The organism is Streptomyces sp. NPDC020898 (genome assembly GCF_044333925.1).
In the GTDB taxonomy this organism is placed as follows: domain Bacteria; phylum Actinomycetota; class Actinomycetes; order Streptomycetales; family Streptomycetaceae; genus Streptomyces.
The window spans coordinates 82,051-97,845 of record NZ_JBIRRV010000017.1 but is presented as its reverse complement, the minus strand read 5'-3'; the positions used below and the strand labels follow the sequence as shown (position 1 = coordinate 97,845).

Here is a 15,795-nt window from a genome sequence, read left to right as displayed (position 1 = left end):
ATGCCCGGATCCGTCATCGTCGCCGGCACCAGGACGCCCATCGGCAAACTGATGGGCGCCTTGAGCACCCTGTCCGCGGTCGACCTCGGCGCCCACGCCATCGGCGCCGCCCTGGCCGCCGCACGCCTGGACCCGGCGGCCGTGGAAGCCGTCGTCATGGGCCATGTCGTGCAGGCCGGGGCCGGCCCCAACCCGGCCCGGCAGGCCGCGATCGGGGCCGGCATTCCGTTCTCCGTCCCGGCGAGCACCGTCAACAAGCTCTGCCTGTCCGGTCTGCACGCCATCGCCCTGGCCGACCTCATGATCACCTCCGGCCGCCATGAGGTGGTCGTCGCCGGGGGCATGGAGTCCATGTCGGGCGCCCCGCACCTGCTGCGTGGCTCACGCGCCGGGTGGAAGTACGGTCCGGCGGCGGTGGAGGACGCCCTCGACCGCGACGCCCTCATCTGCGCCTTCGACGGCGTCTCCATGGGCGCGGCCACCGAGCGCTACCAGCAGCCGTTCGCCCTGACCCGCGAGGAGCAGGACGAGTACAGCGCGCTGTCCCATCAACGGGCCGCCCGCGCCCAGGAGTCGGGGGCGCTGTCGGGGGAGATCACCCCCGTCACCGTGGCCGGGCGGCGGGGCGAGACGGTGGTCGACACCGACGAGGGCGTACGGCCGGGGAGCACCGCCGAGAGCCTGGGGCGCCTGAAACCGGCGTTCTCCGGCACGGGCACCATCACCGCCGGCAACTCGTCACAGCTGTCCGACGGAGCCGCGGCCGTCGTCGTGATGAGCGCGGAGCGCGCCCGACGGGAGGGCCTGACACCGCTCGCCGAGATCGGCGCCTACGGCACGGTCGCCGGCCCCGATCCCTCGCTGCTCGTCCAGCCGGCCGGCGCGGTCCGCGACGCCCTGTCCCGGGACGGCCGGCTCAAGGCCGCCGACCTGGACCTGTTCGAGATCAACGAGGCGTTCGCCGGAGTGGCACTGGCGTCCGTGCGAGAGCTGGACCTCTCCCTGGACAGGGTGAACGTCAACGGCGGGGCGATCGCGCTCGGGCATCCGGTCGGCATGACCGGAGCCAGGCTGGTGCTGACCCTCGCGGCCGAACTGCGCCGGCGCGGAGGCGGCAGCGGCGCGGCTGCCCTGTGCGGGGGCGGCGGCCAGGGCGACGCGCTGTTGCTGCACGTACCGACGCAGGCCTGAACCCCGGAGCTGAACCACCATGAACGACCAGTTGCCCCCGGCCCCGACGACCCTCACGGTGGCCGCCCGCGCCCTCGCCGCGGACGGCGTCGTCTCCCTCACCCTGCGCCGCCCGGACGGCGGTGCGCTGCCCGCGTGGACACCGGGCGCCCATATCGACGTACTGCTGAACAGCGAGAACGGCGATGACGGTGGGCTGATCCGGCAGTACTCCCTGTGCGGCGATCCGGCCGACCGCGAGGCCTGGCAGTTCGCCGTGCTGCGTGAGCCGCAGGGCCGCGGTGGCTCGGCGTACGTCCATGACCGACTGCGCGAAGGCGCGACCGTGCGGGTCCGCGGGCCGCGGAACAACTTCCCGTTGCGGCCTGCCGCCCGTCATCTGTTCATCGCCGGGGGCGTCGGGATCACGCCCATCCTTCCCATGGTCGAGGCCGCCGAGGCCGCGGGGGCCGACTGGCGGCTGCTGTACGGCGGGCGCACCCGGACCTCCATGGCGTTCCTGGACCGCCTCGCCCCGCACGGGGACCGGGTGCTCGTCCGTCCGCAGGACGAATACGGCCTGCTGGACCTCGCGACCCACCTCGGCGTGCCGAAGGAGGGCACCCTGGTGCATGCCTGCGGTCCCGAACCCCTGCTGCGGGCGGTGCAGGAGCAGTGCGTGGACTGGCCCTCGGGCACGCTGGGCGTGGAGCGGTTCACCCCGGTCCGGACGGCCGGGTCCGATGCCCCGGCCGAGGCGTTCGAGGTGGAGCTCGCCCGTTCAGGGGTCACCCTCACCGTGCCGGCGGGCCGCTCGGTGCTCGAAACGGTGGAGGCGGCCGGCATCGCCGTCGACTTCTCCTGCCGGGAAGGCACCTGCGGCACCTGCGAGACCGACGTGCTCGACGGCAGGCCCGACCACCGCGACTCGCTGCTCACCGAGGACGAACGGGCCGTCGGCGACACCATGCTCATCTGCGTCTCCCGCTCGTGCGGGCCTCGCCTGGTCCTCGACCTGTGACGGTGGCCGCCGCCCGTGGACGGATGCGGCGCCGGGCGGCGCGACGCGTCAAGTATTGGCAATGGTTTCCATATGGAACGGATTCGGCCAGGTTTTTGACATTCATTTCCATCTACTGTGGCGGGCACACCCTTTCTGAGCCCCTGTCGTGGAGGATCCATGTCCCCGTCCCAGTCCCGGCGCCTCGCCCTGATCACCGGCGCCTCGCTGGCCCTTTTGACGGGGTGCGGCAGCTCGTCGGACTCCGGTGGTGACGGGAGCGCGGCGCAGGCACCGGTCGCCTCCTCCAAGATCGCCGTGGTCGCCTCCACCAACGTCTGGGGCGACATCGTCGAGCAGATAGGCGGGACGAAGGTCGACGTCACCTCGATCATCAGCGACCCCGACCAGGACCCACACTCCTACGAGGCCAACACCCAGAACCAGCTGGCGCTGTCCAAGGCGAAGGTCGTCGTCGAGAACGGCGGCGGTTACGACGACTTCGTCGACCGCATGCTGAAGACCAGCGGTTCCTCCGCCGAGGTCATCAACGCCGTCAAGGTGTCCGGCAAGACCGCCCCGAAGGGCGGCGAGCTCAACGAGCACGTCTGGTACGACTTCCCCACCGTCGCGAAGATCGCCGACAGCATCGCCGCCTCGCTGGGCAAGGCCGACTCCGCCGACGCCGCCGTCTTCACCAAGAACGCCGACGCCTTCAAGGTGAAGCTCCAGGCGCTGGAGACGAAGGAAGCAGCGATCAAGAAGGACCACGCCGGTGAGGGCATCGCCATCACCGAGCCCGTGCCGCTCTACCTGACCACCGCGAGCGGCCTGGTCAACAAGACGCCCGCGGCGTTCAGCGAGGCCATCGAGGAGGGCGACGACGTCTCGCCCAGGGTCCTTCAGGCCACGCTGGCGGTGTTCAGCGACAAGCAGGTCGCGGCGCTGGTCTACAACGAGCAGACCTCCGGCCCGCAGACCGAGAAGTCCAAGGCCGCGGCCGAGGCGGCCGGCATTCCCGTCGTGCCGGTGACCGAGACCCTGCCGGCCGGCAAGGACTACCTCGGCTGGATGACCTCCAACGTCGACGCGCTCGCGAGCGCCCTCGCCAAGTGAGGCAGCCGGACCCCACCGCCGTGCCCCACGCCCGCGAGGGCGGGGGCCCGGCCGGCCGCGGCGCCTTTGGCGCGGTGGTCAGCCTGCGCGGTGCCGCTCTGTCGTACGGCGCGCGGGTGGTGTGGCAGGGCCTCGATCTGGACGTGCGGCCCGGGGAGTTCCTGGCGGTGCTCGGGCCGAACGGCTCGGGCAAGACCAGTTTCGTACGGGCCCTGCTGGGCCGGCAGTCCCTGTCCGCCGGGACCCTGACCGTCCTGGGCGGCCCTCCGCGCGAGGCCGGCCGGCATCTCGGGTACGTCCCCCAGCAGGCGGAGCTGTCCGCACAGGCGATGCTGCGCGCCCGTGATCTCGTGCGCTTCGGCATCGACGGGCACCGTTTCGGACCCCGGCTGCGCACGGGCGCCGTCCGCCGCAGGGTGGACGAGATCCTCGCCTCGGTCGGAGCCTCGGCGTACGCCGATGTTCCCCTCGGCATGCTGTCCGGCGGGGAACGGCAGCGCGTCCGCATCGGACAGGCCCTGGCGACCGATCCGAGCATCCTGCTCTGCGACGAGCCGCTGCTCTCCCTGGACCTCAACCACCAGCGGGCCGTCACCGAACTCGTGGACGCCCGCCGCCGGTCCCACGGCACGTCCGTGGTCTTCGTGACCCACGAGATCAACCCGGTGCTCGGCCTGGTCGACCGGGTGCTGTACCTGGCGCGCGGCGGCCACCGCATCGGTACGCCGGAGGAGGTGCTGACCTCCGAGTCGCTGTCGCAGCTGTACGGCACGCGGGTCGACGTCGTCCGCGTCCAGGGGCGTGTCGTGGTCGTCGGCGCCCCCGACGAGACGGCAGCACCCCCGCACCACGCCCATGAGACCGCCCACGAGCCCGCCCACGGGAACGTCCGTGAGACCGAGGACATACGCCCATGACATTCGCCGACGGGGTCTGGCACCAGATCTTCAGCTTCGAGAACTACGGCGAACTCCTGGCCCTGGTCCGCAACTCCCTGATCGCCGGCGTCGCGCTCGGCCTCGTCGGCGGGCTGGCCGGGGTCTTCGTCATCATGCGCGACCTGCCCTTCGCGGTGCACGGCATCAGCGAGCTGTCCTTCGCGGGCGCGTCGGCGGCACTGCTGCTGGGGGTGAACATCGTGGGGGGCTCGATCGTCGGCTCGCTGCTCGCGGCCGGCGTGATCGGCGTCCTGGGCGCACGGGCCCGCGACCGCAACTCGGTGATCGGCATCATCATGCCGTTCGGTCTCGGGCTCGGCGTGCTCTTCCTCGCCCTCTACAAGGGCCGGGCGGCCAACAAGTTCGGCCTGCTCACCGGGCAGATCGTCGCCGTCGACACCCCGCAGATGACGTGGCTCCTCGGCACCTCCGCCGTGGTGCTGGTCGCCCTGGCCGTCATCTGGCGGCCGTTGACGTTCGCCAGTGCCGACCCCGATGTCGCCGCGGCGCGTGGTGTGCCGGTGCGCGGGCTGTCCTTCGTCTTCATGATCGTGCTGGGACTCGCCGTCGCCCTGTCGGTACAGGTCGTCGGTGCGCTGCTGGTCCTCACGCTCGTCGTCACACCCGCCGCGGCCGCCGCCCGCGTCACCGCCTCGCCGGTGCTGCTGCCGCTGCTCAGTGTGGTGTTCGCCGTCGTGTCCATCGAGGGCGGCATCCTGCTCGCGCTGGGCAGCTCCATCCCCATCAGCCCGTACGTCACGACGATCTCGTTCACGATCTACGCCGTCTGCCGCCTCGGCGGCGCCTACCGCACCCGGCGGATCGGAGACCGGAGGATCGTCCCGCTGCCCGCCTGACCCGCACCCCTCCCACACCGGCCCGTCCCACCCCGGTCCGTCTCGCACCGGCACTTGTCACGCACGGACGAACTCCGTCCCCGTGGGACTCACCTCGCGCACAGAGAACGGCAATCGATCCGGTCCCTTCCTGACTCGCTGCCATATTCGAAAGCCACTTCGGAGGTGGCTGTGACGCTAGAGGCGACAACTTCCTGGGCTACGCGTCTGCCCGACCGCACCGTGGACCGCATCACCGTTCTGGAGAGCCGGCGGGCGCGGGCGCTGGCGGAGGGCGGGCCGAGGAGACGTGGGGAGTTCGGCGCCCGGGAGCGGATCGATCTGCTGCTGGACGCGGGCTCGTTCACCGAGACCGGCCTGTTCGTCCGGGCGCGGCCCACCGGGGACGGGGCCCGGCGCCCGTACGGAGACGGGGTGGTGACGGGGCTCGGCACGATCGACGGGCGGGCCGTCTGTGTGTTCGCGCAGGATTCCACGGTGTTCGGCGGCAGCATGGGCGAGGCCTTCGGAGAGAAGACGATCGCTCTGATGGACCTCGCGCTGAAGACCGGCTGCCCGGTGATCGGGCTCAACGACGGCGGGGGCGCCCGTATCCAGGAGGGGGTCGCCTCGCTCGCCCTCTACGCCGAGCTGGTGCGCCGCAACGTGCAGGCGTCCGGGGTCATCCCCCAGCTGTCGGTGGTCCTGGGGCCGTGCGCCGGCGGGGCCGCGTACTCGCCGGCGATCACCGACTTCACCGTGATGGTGGACGGCGCCTCGCACATGTTCGTCACCGGGCCCGACGTCATCGAGGCGGTCACCGGGGAGCGCACCAGCGCCGAGGAGCTGGGCGGCGCCCGCACCAGCAACTCCGTCAACGGCAACGCCCACTTCCTCGCCGCCGACGAGGTGGAGGCCCTGGACACCGTACGGGACCTGCTGTCGTACCTGCCCGCCAACAACCTGGAGCGGCCTCCGCAGTACGAGCCCGCGGCGGCGCCCGAGGGGGTGTGTCTCGACGAGGTCGTGCCGGACCGGCTGGGGCAGGTCTACGACATGCGGGACATCCTGCGGGCGGTCGTCGACGGGGGTGAACTGCTGGAGATCCAGGAGCTGTTCGCGCCGAACATCATCTGTGCGCTGGCCCTCGTCGAGGGCTCATCCGTGGGTGTCGTCGCCAACCAGCCGCTGCACAGCGCCGGTGTGCTCGACATCGACGCCTCGGAGAAGGCCGCGCGGTTCGTGCGCTTCTGCGACGCGTTCGGCATCCCGCTGCTGACCTTCGCCGACGTCCCCGGTTATCTCTCCGGCGTCCGTCAGGAGCAGGCCGGGATCATCCGGCGCGGTGCCAAACTGCTGTACGCGTACGCCGAGGCGACCGTCCCGAAGGTCACGGTGGTGGTGCGCAAGGCGTACGGCGGCGGGTACGCGGTGATGGGCTCCAAGCACCTGGGCGCCGACCTCAACTTCGCCTGGCCCACCGCCCGTATCGCCGTCATGGGCGCCGAGGGCGCGGTGGGTGTCCTGCACCGGCGTGAACTGGCCGCCGCCGAGGACCCGGAGGCGCTGCGGGCCCAGCTCGTCGCCGCGTACGAGGGCACCCACGGGACGCCCTACCTCGCCGCCGAACGCGGATACGTCGACGCCGTCATCGCCCCGCGCGACACCCGCACCCACATCTGCCGTGCCCTGCGCGCGCTGCGCGGCAAGCGTGCCCCGATGCCGACGCGCCGGCACGGCAACATCCCCCTCTGACCGGTCCGCCCGGTCCGACCGCTCTGACCCGCAAGCCGTCCCGCGATGTGAGGAGCCATGCCCGATGGACAGCCGACGCCCCCCGCTCGCCCCCGCGTACCGGAGTCTGCCGGAGTACGTGCGGCACTGGGCCCAAGTCGCCCCCGACCGACGGGCGTTCACCTTCGTCGACCATCCCGCCCCGCAGTCGCGCGGCGTCCACCGCACCCTGACCTGGCGCCGTCTGGACCTGCGTGTCCGGGCGGTGGCCGCCCGCCTCGCCGAGGAGGCCGAGCCCGGAGCGCGGGTCGCGCTGCTGTGCCCCCAGGGGACGGAGTACGTCACCGCCTTCCTGGCCGCGCTCACGGCCGGGCTGGTCGCCGTGCCCCTCTATCCGCCCGGCCTGCCCGGCCACGGCGACCGGCTCGCGGCCGTACTGGCCGACGCGCGTCCTGCGGTTGTTCTGACGACCAGTCATGTCGTGGGTGAGGTACGGGACTTCTGTGCTGACATGCCGGTACCGATCGTCGCCGTGGATCAAGTCCCTGAGGCCGACAGTGACTTGCCGCCGGTTGCGCCGGACGACACCGAGGTCGCCTACCTCCAGTACACCTCCGGTTCGACCCGTACCCCGGCCGGTGTGGAGATCAGTCACGCCAACGTCGTCGCCAACGCCCGTCAGGCGCTGGCTGCTTATGGCGTCGACGACCGTCCGGTGACCCTTGTGGGGTGGCTGCCGCTCTACCACGACATGGGGCTGGTGCTGAGTGTCGCCGCTCCGGTCGTGAGGGGGCAGCTGTCGGTGCTCATGGATCCGGTCGCGTTCCTGCACGAACCGGTGCGCTGGCTGCGGCTGCTCGCCGCGCATCCGCACGCGCTCAGCGCGGCGCCCAACTTCGCCTACGACTACTGTTCCTCGGCCGTCACCGACGCCCAGAAGGCAGGGCTGCGGCTGGACGGTGTCACCGCGCTGATCAACGGCAGCGAACCGGTCCGCCCCGGCACCGCCGACCGCTTCCACGCCGCGTTCGCCGCCCAGGGCCTGGCGCCGGACACCCACTGTCCGTCGTACGGGCTCGCCGAGGCGACCGTCTTCGTCAGTGCCGCCCGGCCCGGGGAGCCGCTCAGCCGGTTCGCGCTCGACCGTGACGCCCTCGCCGCCGGGAAGGCCCTGCCCGCGCCGGACGGAGATCCCCATGCCGTGCTGCTGGCCGGCTGCGGTACTCCGGCGGGCCAGCGGGTCCGTATCGCCGATCCGGTGTCCCGCGCCGCCCTGGCCGAGGGAGAGGTCGGCGAGATCTGGGTGCAGGGTCCCAACGTGGGGCGCGGATACCGGAATCAGGAGCGGCAGACCCGGCGTGTCTTCGACGCCACGTTCGCCGACGGGACGGCCGGCGGCGGCAGTTGGTTGCGCACCGGTGACCTGGGGACGGTTCTGGACGGGCAACTGATCGTCACCGGGCGGCTGAAGGACCTCATCGTCGTCGACGGCCGCAACCACTATCCGCAGGACGTGGAGGCGACGGCCCAGGACGCGGACCCCGTCGTGCGACGCGACCGGCTCGCCGCGTTCGGTGTGCCGGGTGACACAGGCGAGCGGGTGGTCGTCGTGGCCGAGCATGTACGGAGCACCGGCCTCGCGGCGATCGACGTACCGGGGCTGGTGCGTGCCGTGCGCGCGGCCGTCTCGGCGCGGCACGGGCTGCGGCTCGCCGATGTCGTCCTCGTGCCGCCGGGCACCGTGCCCCGTACGTCCAGTGGCAAGGTGTCGCGGGCGCTGACCCGGCGGCGCTATCTGGAGGGCGCCTATCCGTCCGGGACATCCGAGACATCCGAGATATCCAGGACAGCGGAGACGGCGGAATGAGCGGCGCCGAGGAGCGCGCGCTGCGCCGGCTGATCGCCGAGCGGGTGGCCGCCTGGAACGGCACGGCTGCCGAGGACGTGCCGATGGACCGGCCGCTGGCGGACCTGGGCATGTCCTCGCGGGACGCCGTCGTCCTGGCCGGGGAGCTCTCCCGGGCAACGGGTCGTGACCTGCCGGCGACGCTGCTGTGGGAGGCGCCCACCGGCCATGCCCTGGTGGCGCGTCTGTGCGAGACAGAGGCGACGCAGGCCGTTCCGGCAGGCGGTCCGGCGCCTCTGTCTGCCGCGCCCGGCGAGCCGGTCGCGGTCATCGGGGTCGGCTGCCGGCTGCCCGGGGGTGTGCACGGACCGGGCGACTACTGGCGGCTGCTGACCGAGGGCGGCGACGGGATCCGGCGGGTCCCGGAGGACCGGTGGCGTGACTTCGCCGCCTTCCCGCCCGCCGACGCGCCCTTGTACGGCGGCTATCTCGACGACATCGCCGGGTTCGACGCGGACTTCTTCCGCATCTCGCCGCGCGAGGCCGCGGTGATGGACCCGCAGCAGCGCATCCTCCTGGAAGTCGTCCACGAGACCCTCGACCACGCCGCCGTCCCGGCCGCAGCCCTCGCCGGCAGCACCACCGGTGTCTTCGTCGGAGTGTCCGCCCCGGAGTACGGCTCGCTCACCGGCGCCGACCCGGCGGCCGTCGATCCCTGGGCGCCGGCCGGCGGCGCGCTGAGCGTGACGGCGGGGCGGCTGTCGTACGTGCTGGACACCCGGGGGCCGAGCATGGCCGTCGACACCGCCTGCTCCTCCTCCCTGGTCGCCGTGCACCACGCCTGTGTCAGCCTGCGGACCGGCGAGAGCGACACGGCGATCGCCGCCGGCGTCAACCTGCTGCTCTCGCCGACCGTCAGCGTGGCGTTCCGCCGGGCGGGGGCTCTCGCGCCGGACGGGCGGTGCAAGCCGTTCTCGGCGGCGGCCGACGGCATCGGACGCGCCGAGGGCTGCGCGGCCGTGCTGCTGAAGCGGCTGTCCGACGCCGAGCGGGACGGCGACCGCGTCCTCGCCGTCATCCGCGCCACCGCCGTCAACTCCGACGGCCGCTCGAACGGTCTCCTGGCGCCCAACCCCGCTGCCCAGCAAGCCCTGTTGACGACGTCCTACGCGCGGGCCGGGCTCACCCCGGCGTCTGTCGACCACGTCGAGGCACACGGCACCGGTACCCCGCTGGGCGACCCGATCGAGGCGGGCGCGCTCGGCGGGGTGCTCGGTGCGGGCCGCGACCCCGACCAGCCGCTGCTCCTCGGTTCCGTCAAGGGCAACCTCGGGCATCTGGAGTCCGCCGCGGGCATCGCCGGGCTGGTGAAGACGGTCCTCGCGCTGCACCACGACGTCATCCCGCCGTCCCTGCACTGCGCGGACGGGAGCGCCCTGGACGACGTACGGCTGCGGGTGGTCACCGAGTGCGAGCCGTGGCCGCGTTACGGCGGTACGGCCACCGCCGGGGTCTCCGGCTTCGGGTTCGGCGGCACCAACGCCCATGCGGTACTGGAGGAATGGCGGCCGGCTGCCCTGCCGCCGCCCCGGGAAGAGCACCCGGCCGCCCGTCTCCACTTCCTCTCCGACGTCGACACCGCACGCCTCCAGGACACCGCGGCCCGGCTCGCCGACTGGCTCCGGACGCCCGAGGGGAGCGCCGTGCACCCCACCGACGTGGCACGCACGCTCGCCGGGCGCGCGGGACGAGGGCCCGTGCGCGCGGCGGTCGTCGCCCATGACCGCGCCGAACTGGCCGACGTGTTAGCCGAGTTGGGGCAAGGCCGCCCGCACGCACGGGTCGTGACGGGTGAGCGTGATCTCGTCGGACGCGGTCCGGTGCTGGTGTTCTCCGGGTACGGCAGCCAGTGGGCCGGCATGGGGCGGCGGCTGCTGGCCGAGGAGCCCGCCTTCGCCGCCGCCGTGGAGAAACTCGACGCGCAGATCGCCCCGGTGTGCGGGCTGTCCCTGTACGACCACCTGGCGTCCGGCGGCACCCTCGACCGCCTTGAGGTGGCCCAACCCGTGCTGTTCGGGCTTCAGTTGGCGCTCGCCGAGCTGTGGCGCTCGTACGGTGTCGAACCCGTCGCCGTCATCGGCCATTCCGTGGGCGAGGTGGCCGCCGCGGTGTGCGCGGGCACGCTGGACGTGTCGGACGCTGCCCGGGTGGTCGCCGTACGAGCCCGGCTGCTGAGCGGGCTGCGCGGTGGCGCGATGGCTGTCGTCGACCTCGACGACAGTGAACTCGACGTCCTGGCACGGGATTTCCCCGGTGTGCAGGTCGCCGTGCACTCCTCGCCGGGCCAGAAGGTCGTCACCGGTGAGGAGTTGGCGGTGGCGCGGCTCGTGCGGCGGCTGGAGCAGCAGGGGCGGACCGCTCGCGCCCTGCGGGTCGTCGGCGCCGGGCACTCGCCCCAGGTCGAGCCGCTGCTGCCGGAGTTGACCGAGGCGCTGGCCGACATCCGGGGCGGACGGCCCGGTGTCCCCGTCTACTCCACCGTCCTGGACGACCCGCGCGGCGACTGTGTCTTCGACGCCGCCCACTGGGCCGCGAACCTGCGGCGACCCGTCCGCCTGGACCGGGCCGTCGCGGCGGCTGCCGCCGACGGTCACACCGCCTTCGTCGAGATCTCGCCCCACCCGGTCCTCACCCGGGCCGTCACCGACATCGCCCCCGGCGCCCTGGCCATCGGCACCCTGCGCCGCGACGCCGACGGCTCGGCCGAGTTCCTCGCCCAGGTGGGCGCCCTGTACTGCGCGGGCGGACGCCTGCCGTTGCCGCCGGGCCGCGTCGTCGACCTGCCCGCACCACGCTGGCGGCACGTCCGCCACTGGTGGACGGACGGGCGTCCGGCAGCCTCGGCGGTACCGGTTTCCGAGAAGGCCGCCGACGTGTCCGGCGTGGCCGACACGTCCGTCTCCGGCCGGCTGCGCCACCACATCGCCGCCGTGACCGGCCACCCGGTGACCCGCATCACGCCGACCACCGCTCTGGACGACCTCGGCCTCGACTCCCTCATGGCCGTCCGTATCCGCACCGCCCTGCAAGGCGAGTTCGGGATCGAGCTGCCCCTGCGCGAACTGCTCGGCGCCACGACGGTCGAGGCGGTGGCCGCACACCTCCAACAGGCGCTCCCCACAAGGGAGACGGCCTCCCCGCTGCGCACCCTGCGGGCCACCGGCTCCCGGGCCCCGCTCTTCCTCGTCCACGCCGCCGGCGGCACGACCGACGTCTACCGGGCGCTCGCCGAACGGCTCGGTGAGGAACGGCCGGTGTACGGACTGGAACGCCTCCCGGACGCCCGTACGGTGACCGGGAAGGCGCGTCGCTACGCCGAGGCCGTCGCCGCCGCACACCCCAACGGGCCGCTTCTTCTGGGTGGTTGGTCCTTCGGTGGCTTCGTCGCCCAGGAGACCGCACGGCAACTCGCCGCCGTCGGGCGGGACGTGGAGCTGGTGGTGCTCATCGACTCCGTGCGCCCCCTTCCCCGGCCCGGCCTCTCCCCGGCCGACCGCGTCCGCGCCCACCTCACCGGCTTCGCCCGTCATGTCGCCGACACCTACGGGGTCCGACTGGAGCTGCCGTACGACGAGTTGGTGGCGACGGCCGACGACGGGGAGCGCATCGACGCCGTGCTGCGGGCCCTGCGCGAGGCCGCCCCCGTACCGCCTGCCGTGCTGGAGCACCAGCGCTCCTCCTACGTGGACCTGCGGACCGGCGAGGCCCATGAGCCGGGGCAGTACGAGGGGCGGGTGGTTCTGTACCGGGCCACCGAGCCCGCTCCGCACACCGTGCGCGATCCCGCGTACGAACGGGACGACGAGGCGCTCGGCTGGGACGAGGTGTGCCCGCGTCTGACGGTCGTCCGGGTCGCGGGGCACCATCTGTCGCTGCTCGACCCGCCGTACGTCGACGAGATCGCCGACCGTCTGCGGCACGCACTCGACGAGCAGAGCCGCTGAACCGAACGACGAGGAGCCGCCATGTCCCCCTTCCACCCCACCGCCGGAGTGTCCCGACGCACCGTCACCAGAGCGGCGACGGCCGTCGGTCTGAGCGCGCTGTTCGGCGCCTCAGCCGCCATCGCCCACGCCGCGACCCGGATCGGACCGCGCACCCTGGACGTGTCCGTGCCGTCCCGCGCCCTGGGCCGCAGCGCGCCGGTGCGGCTGATCCTGCCGTCGGGGTTCGACTCACAGCCGGGGCGGACCTACCCCGTGCTGTATCTGCTGCACGGCGCCCACGACGACTACACGTCGTGGACCCGGGAGACGGACATCGAGGCCTTCACCGCGGGCCGGAACCTGATCGTGGCGATGCCGGACGCGGGGCCCACCGGTATTCCCACCGCCTGGCGCGGCGGCCCCGACTACGAGACCTTCCAGCTCACAGAGGTCCCGGCGCTGCTCGCCCGCGACTACCGGGCCTCCACCGTCCGGGCCGTCGCCGGGGTCTCCACCGGCGGATACGGCGCCATGGCGCACGCGGCTCGCCATCCGGGGACGTTCGCCGCGGCGGCCTCCTACAGCGGCATCCTCGACACCATGGCACCCGGTGTGCCCCCGCTCGTGGACGCCATCGTGGCCCGCGAGAACCTGGCTCCCCGCTCCCTCTGGGGCAGCCCGTTCCTGAACCTCCTCACCTGGCGCGACTTCAACCCGCGGTCCCGCGCCGCGGGGCTACGCGGCACCCCCCTCTATGTCTCCAGCGGCAGCGGAGTCGTCGGCGGCAGCGGTGACTGGCTGCCCGAGGTGCTGGAAAGCGCCCTGTGGCTCTCCGCGCACGCCTTCACCGACACCCTCTCCCTGCTCCGCGTCCCCGTCACGACCCACTACTACTCGGGAGGAGGACACAGCTGGGCCTACTGGAAGGGGGAGTTCAGCGCGTCGTGGCCGATGCTCGCCCGTGCGCTCGGGGTGCCGGAGTGAGGCCGGTGCCGTCGGGGCACGGAACGGAGCGGAGGGGACGTCCGTCCAACCCCGGACTTGTCCCCCGCCCCACGGGCACCAGCCCGCGGGTGAGCCGCCTCCGGGTGAAAGGAGGGCCCGCCGTGGCCACCCCCGCCCCGCACGGTGTATCGGACGGCCCCGGTGCCGCCCCCGTACCGCCCGAACTGGCCAAACTGCTGCGCGACCAGCTGGAGTCCGTCGCCGACGAGGTGGAGGAGGAGGTGTGCAGAGAGGTCCCGGAGTACGGCGCCCGGTCGTCCGACGGAACGGACCGCGCACACCTCAGATCAGGGGTCGTCCAGGCGCTGACCCTGTTCGTCGACCACATCGCCGATCCGCGCAGCCAGGGGGAGTCGATCACCGCGATCTACCACGAGCTGGGGCGCGCCGAGGCGCTGGCGGGCCACAGCCTCGACACGTTGCAGTCCGCGTTACGGGTCGGGGGGATCCACGCCTGGCGGCTGCTGGGCCGTACGACGGAGGAACTCGGGCTGGACTCCGCGGTGATGGCCGGGCTGGGTGAGCTGGCGTTCCGGACCGTGCACGAGGTCGCCGAGGCCGCGGCGGCGGGCTACGCGGAGGGGCAGCTCCACAGCACGGACGAGCTGGAACGGCGCCGGGGGCGCCTGCTCGCCCTGCTGCTGGGCGAGGGGCCGGTGTCCCCGGAGGCAGTACGGGACCTGGCGCACGGCGCCCGGTGGTCGGTGCCCCGGCATGTCACGGTCGTCGTCCTCGCGGCCACGCCGGACCAGCGGGACGAGGAACAGCCCCTGGTGGCGGCGGGGGCGCTGGTGGACATGGAGTCCCGGCCGCCCCGGATGCTGGTGCCCGGCACGGACGGCTCCGGGAGCTTCGGCGGCCGGGCGTTCACCCTCGCGCTGCGGGGGCGGCCGGCGGCGATCGGGCCGACGGTCCCGCTCACCGAGGCCGCCAGGTCGCTGCGCTGGGCCTGCCGGGCTTTGGGGCTGATGGGGCGCGGGGTCCTCCCCCGGCAGGGTGTGGTGCGCTGCGACGACCACTTGTCGACCCTGCTGCTGCACAGCGACGAACCCATGCTCGACCACCTTCGCTCACGCGCCCTCGCGCCCCTCGACACGGTCTCGGAGCAGCAGCGCGGCCGGCTCGCGGAGACACTGCTGGCGTGGCTGCTCAACGGCAGCAACGTGCCGGACGTCGCCGCCCGTCTCCATATCCACCCGCAGACGGTGCGCTATCGCCTGCGCCAGCTGGAGAAGGTCTTCGGCGAGGCCCTGCACGATCCGGATGCCCGCCTGAACCTGATCCTGGCACTCACGTCGGCACAAAAAGGCGAGGAATTCCTGAATTCCCGTCCATAACACCGGGCACGACACAGCGAATACGTTCGGGACGTCCTTTTCACCAGGCGCCACAGGCGCCTCACCCTCAAAGGATTCCCATGCGTAAGCGAATGCGTATCCGCCTGTGTCTCGCCGTGCTCTCACTGGCCGGCGGGACCGGTCTGGCCACCGTCTCGGCACCTGCAGCGTCGGCCGCCGCCTGCACCGACATCGACGTCGTCTCGGCTCGTGGCACGTTCGAGCCGGGCAACCTCGGCGCGATCGTCGGCGACCCGGTGTATTCCGCTCTCCAGCGGAAGCTGACGGGCAAAAGCCTTTCCAGCTACAAGGTGAACTATCCTGCGGACCTCTCCCTCACCTCGGCCGCGCGGGGCAACTCGGATCTGGTGAACCACGTCAACAGCCAGGCGAGTTCCTGTCCGAATCAGCGGTTCATTCTCGTCGGCTATTCGCAGGGCGCGAACGTCGTCGACAACTCCATCGGAATCAGCAGCGCCGGCGCGGTCGTCGGCAGTCCGATCGTGGCCACCATTCCCGCCGCGCGGGAACCGAGGGTCGCCGCCGTGCTGCTGTTCGGCAACCCGATCCGGGCCCTCGGCAAGAGCGTCACCGGCGTCTACCAGAGCCGCACCATCGACTTCTGCGCCGAGGGCGACCCCATCTGCGAGAACGGCGGCGGCGACGTGGGCGCCCACCTCGGCTACACGAGGAACGCCGACGCGGCGGCCACGTTCGCCGCGGGCAAGGTCTGAGCCCGTAGTCACACGGACGGCTCGCACCGACAGCTCACACGGACAGCGAAGGGCCCGGGAGGTTTTCCTCCCGGGCCCTTCTTCCATGGGGGC

At 72.7% G+C, this 15,795-nt stretch carries 11 protein-coding genes; all 11 read left to right on the top strand.

All coding sequences use genetic code 11. From position 1 onward, the window contains the following. The 11 genes from ACH4TV_RS38110 to ACH4TV_RS38060 all read left to right on the top strand — a co-directional run bounded on the left by ACH4TV_RS38110 (position 1) and on the right by ACH4TV_RS38060 (position 15,702). Positions 1–1,191 (top strand): acetyl-CoA C-acyltransferase, encoded by a 1,191-nt coding sequence (locus tag ACH4TV_RS38110; protein ID WP_398405899.1) that lies wholly within the window; start codon positions 1–3, stop codon positions 1,189–1,191. Between the two features lie 19 nt (positions 1,192–1,210). Then, the gene (locus tag ACH4TV_RS38105) at positions 1,211–2,191 is read left to right on the top strand and encodes a PDR/VanB family oxidoreductase (protein WP_398405898.1); all 981 of its coding nucleotides are present in this window, start codon (positions 1,211–1,213) and stop codon (positions 2,189–2,191) included. A gap of 159 nt (positions 2,192–2,350) precedes the next feature. Continuing rightward, on the top strand, positions 2,351–3,286 hold the full coding sequence (locus tag ACH4TV_RS38100; RefSeq protein WP_398405897.1) for a metal ABC transporter solute-binding protein, Zn/Mn family: 936 nt from the start codon (positions 2,351–2,353) through the stop codon (positions 3,284–3,286). A gap of 74 nt (positions 3,287–3,360) precedes the next feature. After that, positions 3,361–4,203: a metal ABC transporter ATP-binding protein gene (locus ACH4TV_RS38095; RefSeq protein ID WP_398405978.1), complete on the top strand. Its 843-nt coding sequence runs from the start codon at positions 3,361–3,363 to the stop codon at positions 4,201–4,203. After that, on the top strand, positions 4,200–5,081 hold the full coding sequence (locus ACH4TV_RS38090; RefSeq protein WP_398405896.1) for a metal ABC transporter permease: 882 nt from the start codon (positions 4,200–4,202) through the stop codon (positions 5,079–5,081). Before ACH4TV_RS38095 ends, ACH4TV_RS38090 begins: the two co-directional genes overlap by 4 nt. Positions 5,082–5,246: 165 nt before the next feature. Further along, positions 5,247–6,815, top strand: a complete 1,569-nt coding sequence (locus tag ACH4TV_RS38085; protein WP_398405895.1) for an acyl-CoA carboxylase subunit beta — start codon at positions 5,247–5,249, stop codon at positions 6,813–6,815. Positions 6,816–6,879: 64 nt separating this feature from the next. Further along, entirely contained in the window at positions 6,880–8,661 is a 1,782-nt protein-coding gene (locus ACH4TV_RS38080; protein WP_398405894.1) for a fatty acyl-AMP ligase, read from the top strand. After that, the gene (locus ACH4TV_RS38075) at positions 8,658–12,644 is read left to right on the top strand and encodes a beta-ketoacyl synthase N-terminal-like domain-containing protein (RefSeq protein ID WP_398405893.1); all 3,987 of its coding nucleotides are present in this window, start codon (positions 8,658–8,660) and stop codon (positions 12,642–12,644) included. Before ACH4TV_RS38080 ends, ACH4TV_RS38075 begins: the two co-directional genes overlap by 4 nt. A 21-nt stretch (positions 12,645–12,665) precedes the next feature. Next, positions 12,666–13,610 (top strand): alpha/beta hydrolase, encoded by a 945-nt coding sequence (locus ACH4TV_RS38070; RefSeq protein ID WP_398405892.1) that lies wholly within the window; start codon positions 12,666–12,668, stop codon positions 13,608–13,610. Positions 13,611–13,732: 122 nt separating this feature from the next. Further along, on the top strand, positions 13,733–14,968 hold the full coding sequence (locus ACH4TV_RS38065) for a PucR family transcriptional regulator (protein WP_398405891.1): 1,236 nt from the start codon (positions 13,733–13,735) through the stop codon (positions 14,966–14,968). 92 nt (positions 14,969–15,060) lie between these two features. Then, a complete protein-coding gene (locus ACH4TV_RS38060) occupies positions 15,061–15,702 on the top strand; it encodes a cutinase family protein (RefSeq protein ID WP_398405977.1) in 642 nt (213 codons plus the stop codon). Positions 15,703–15,795 lie beyond the last annotated feature (93 nt).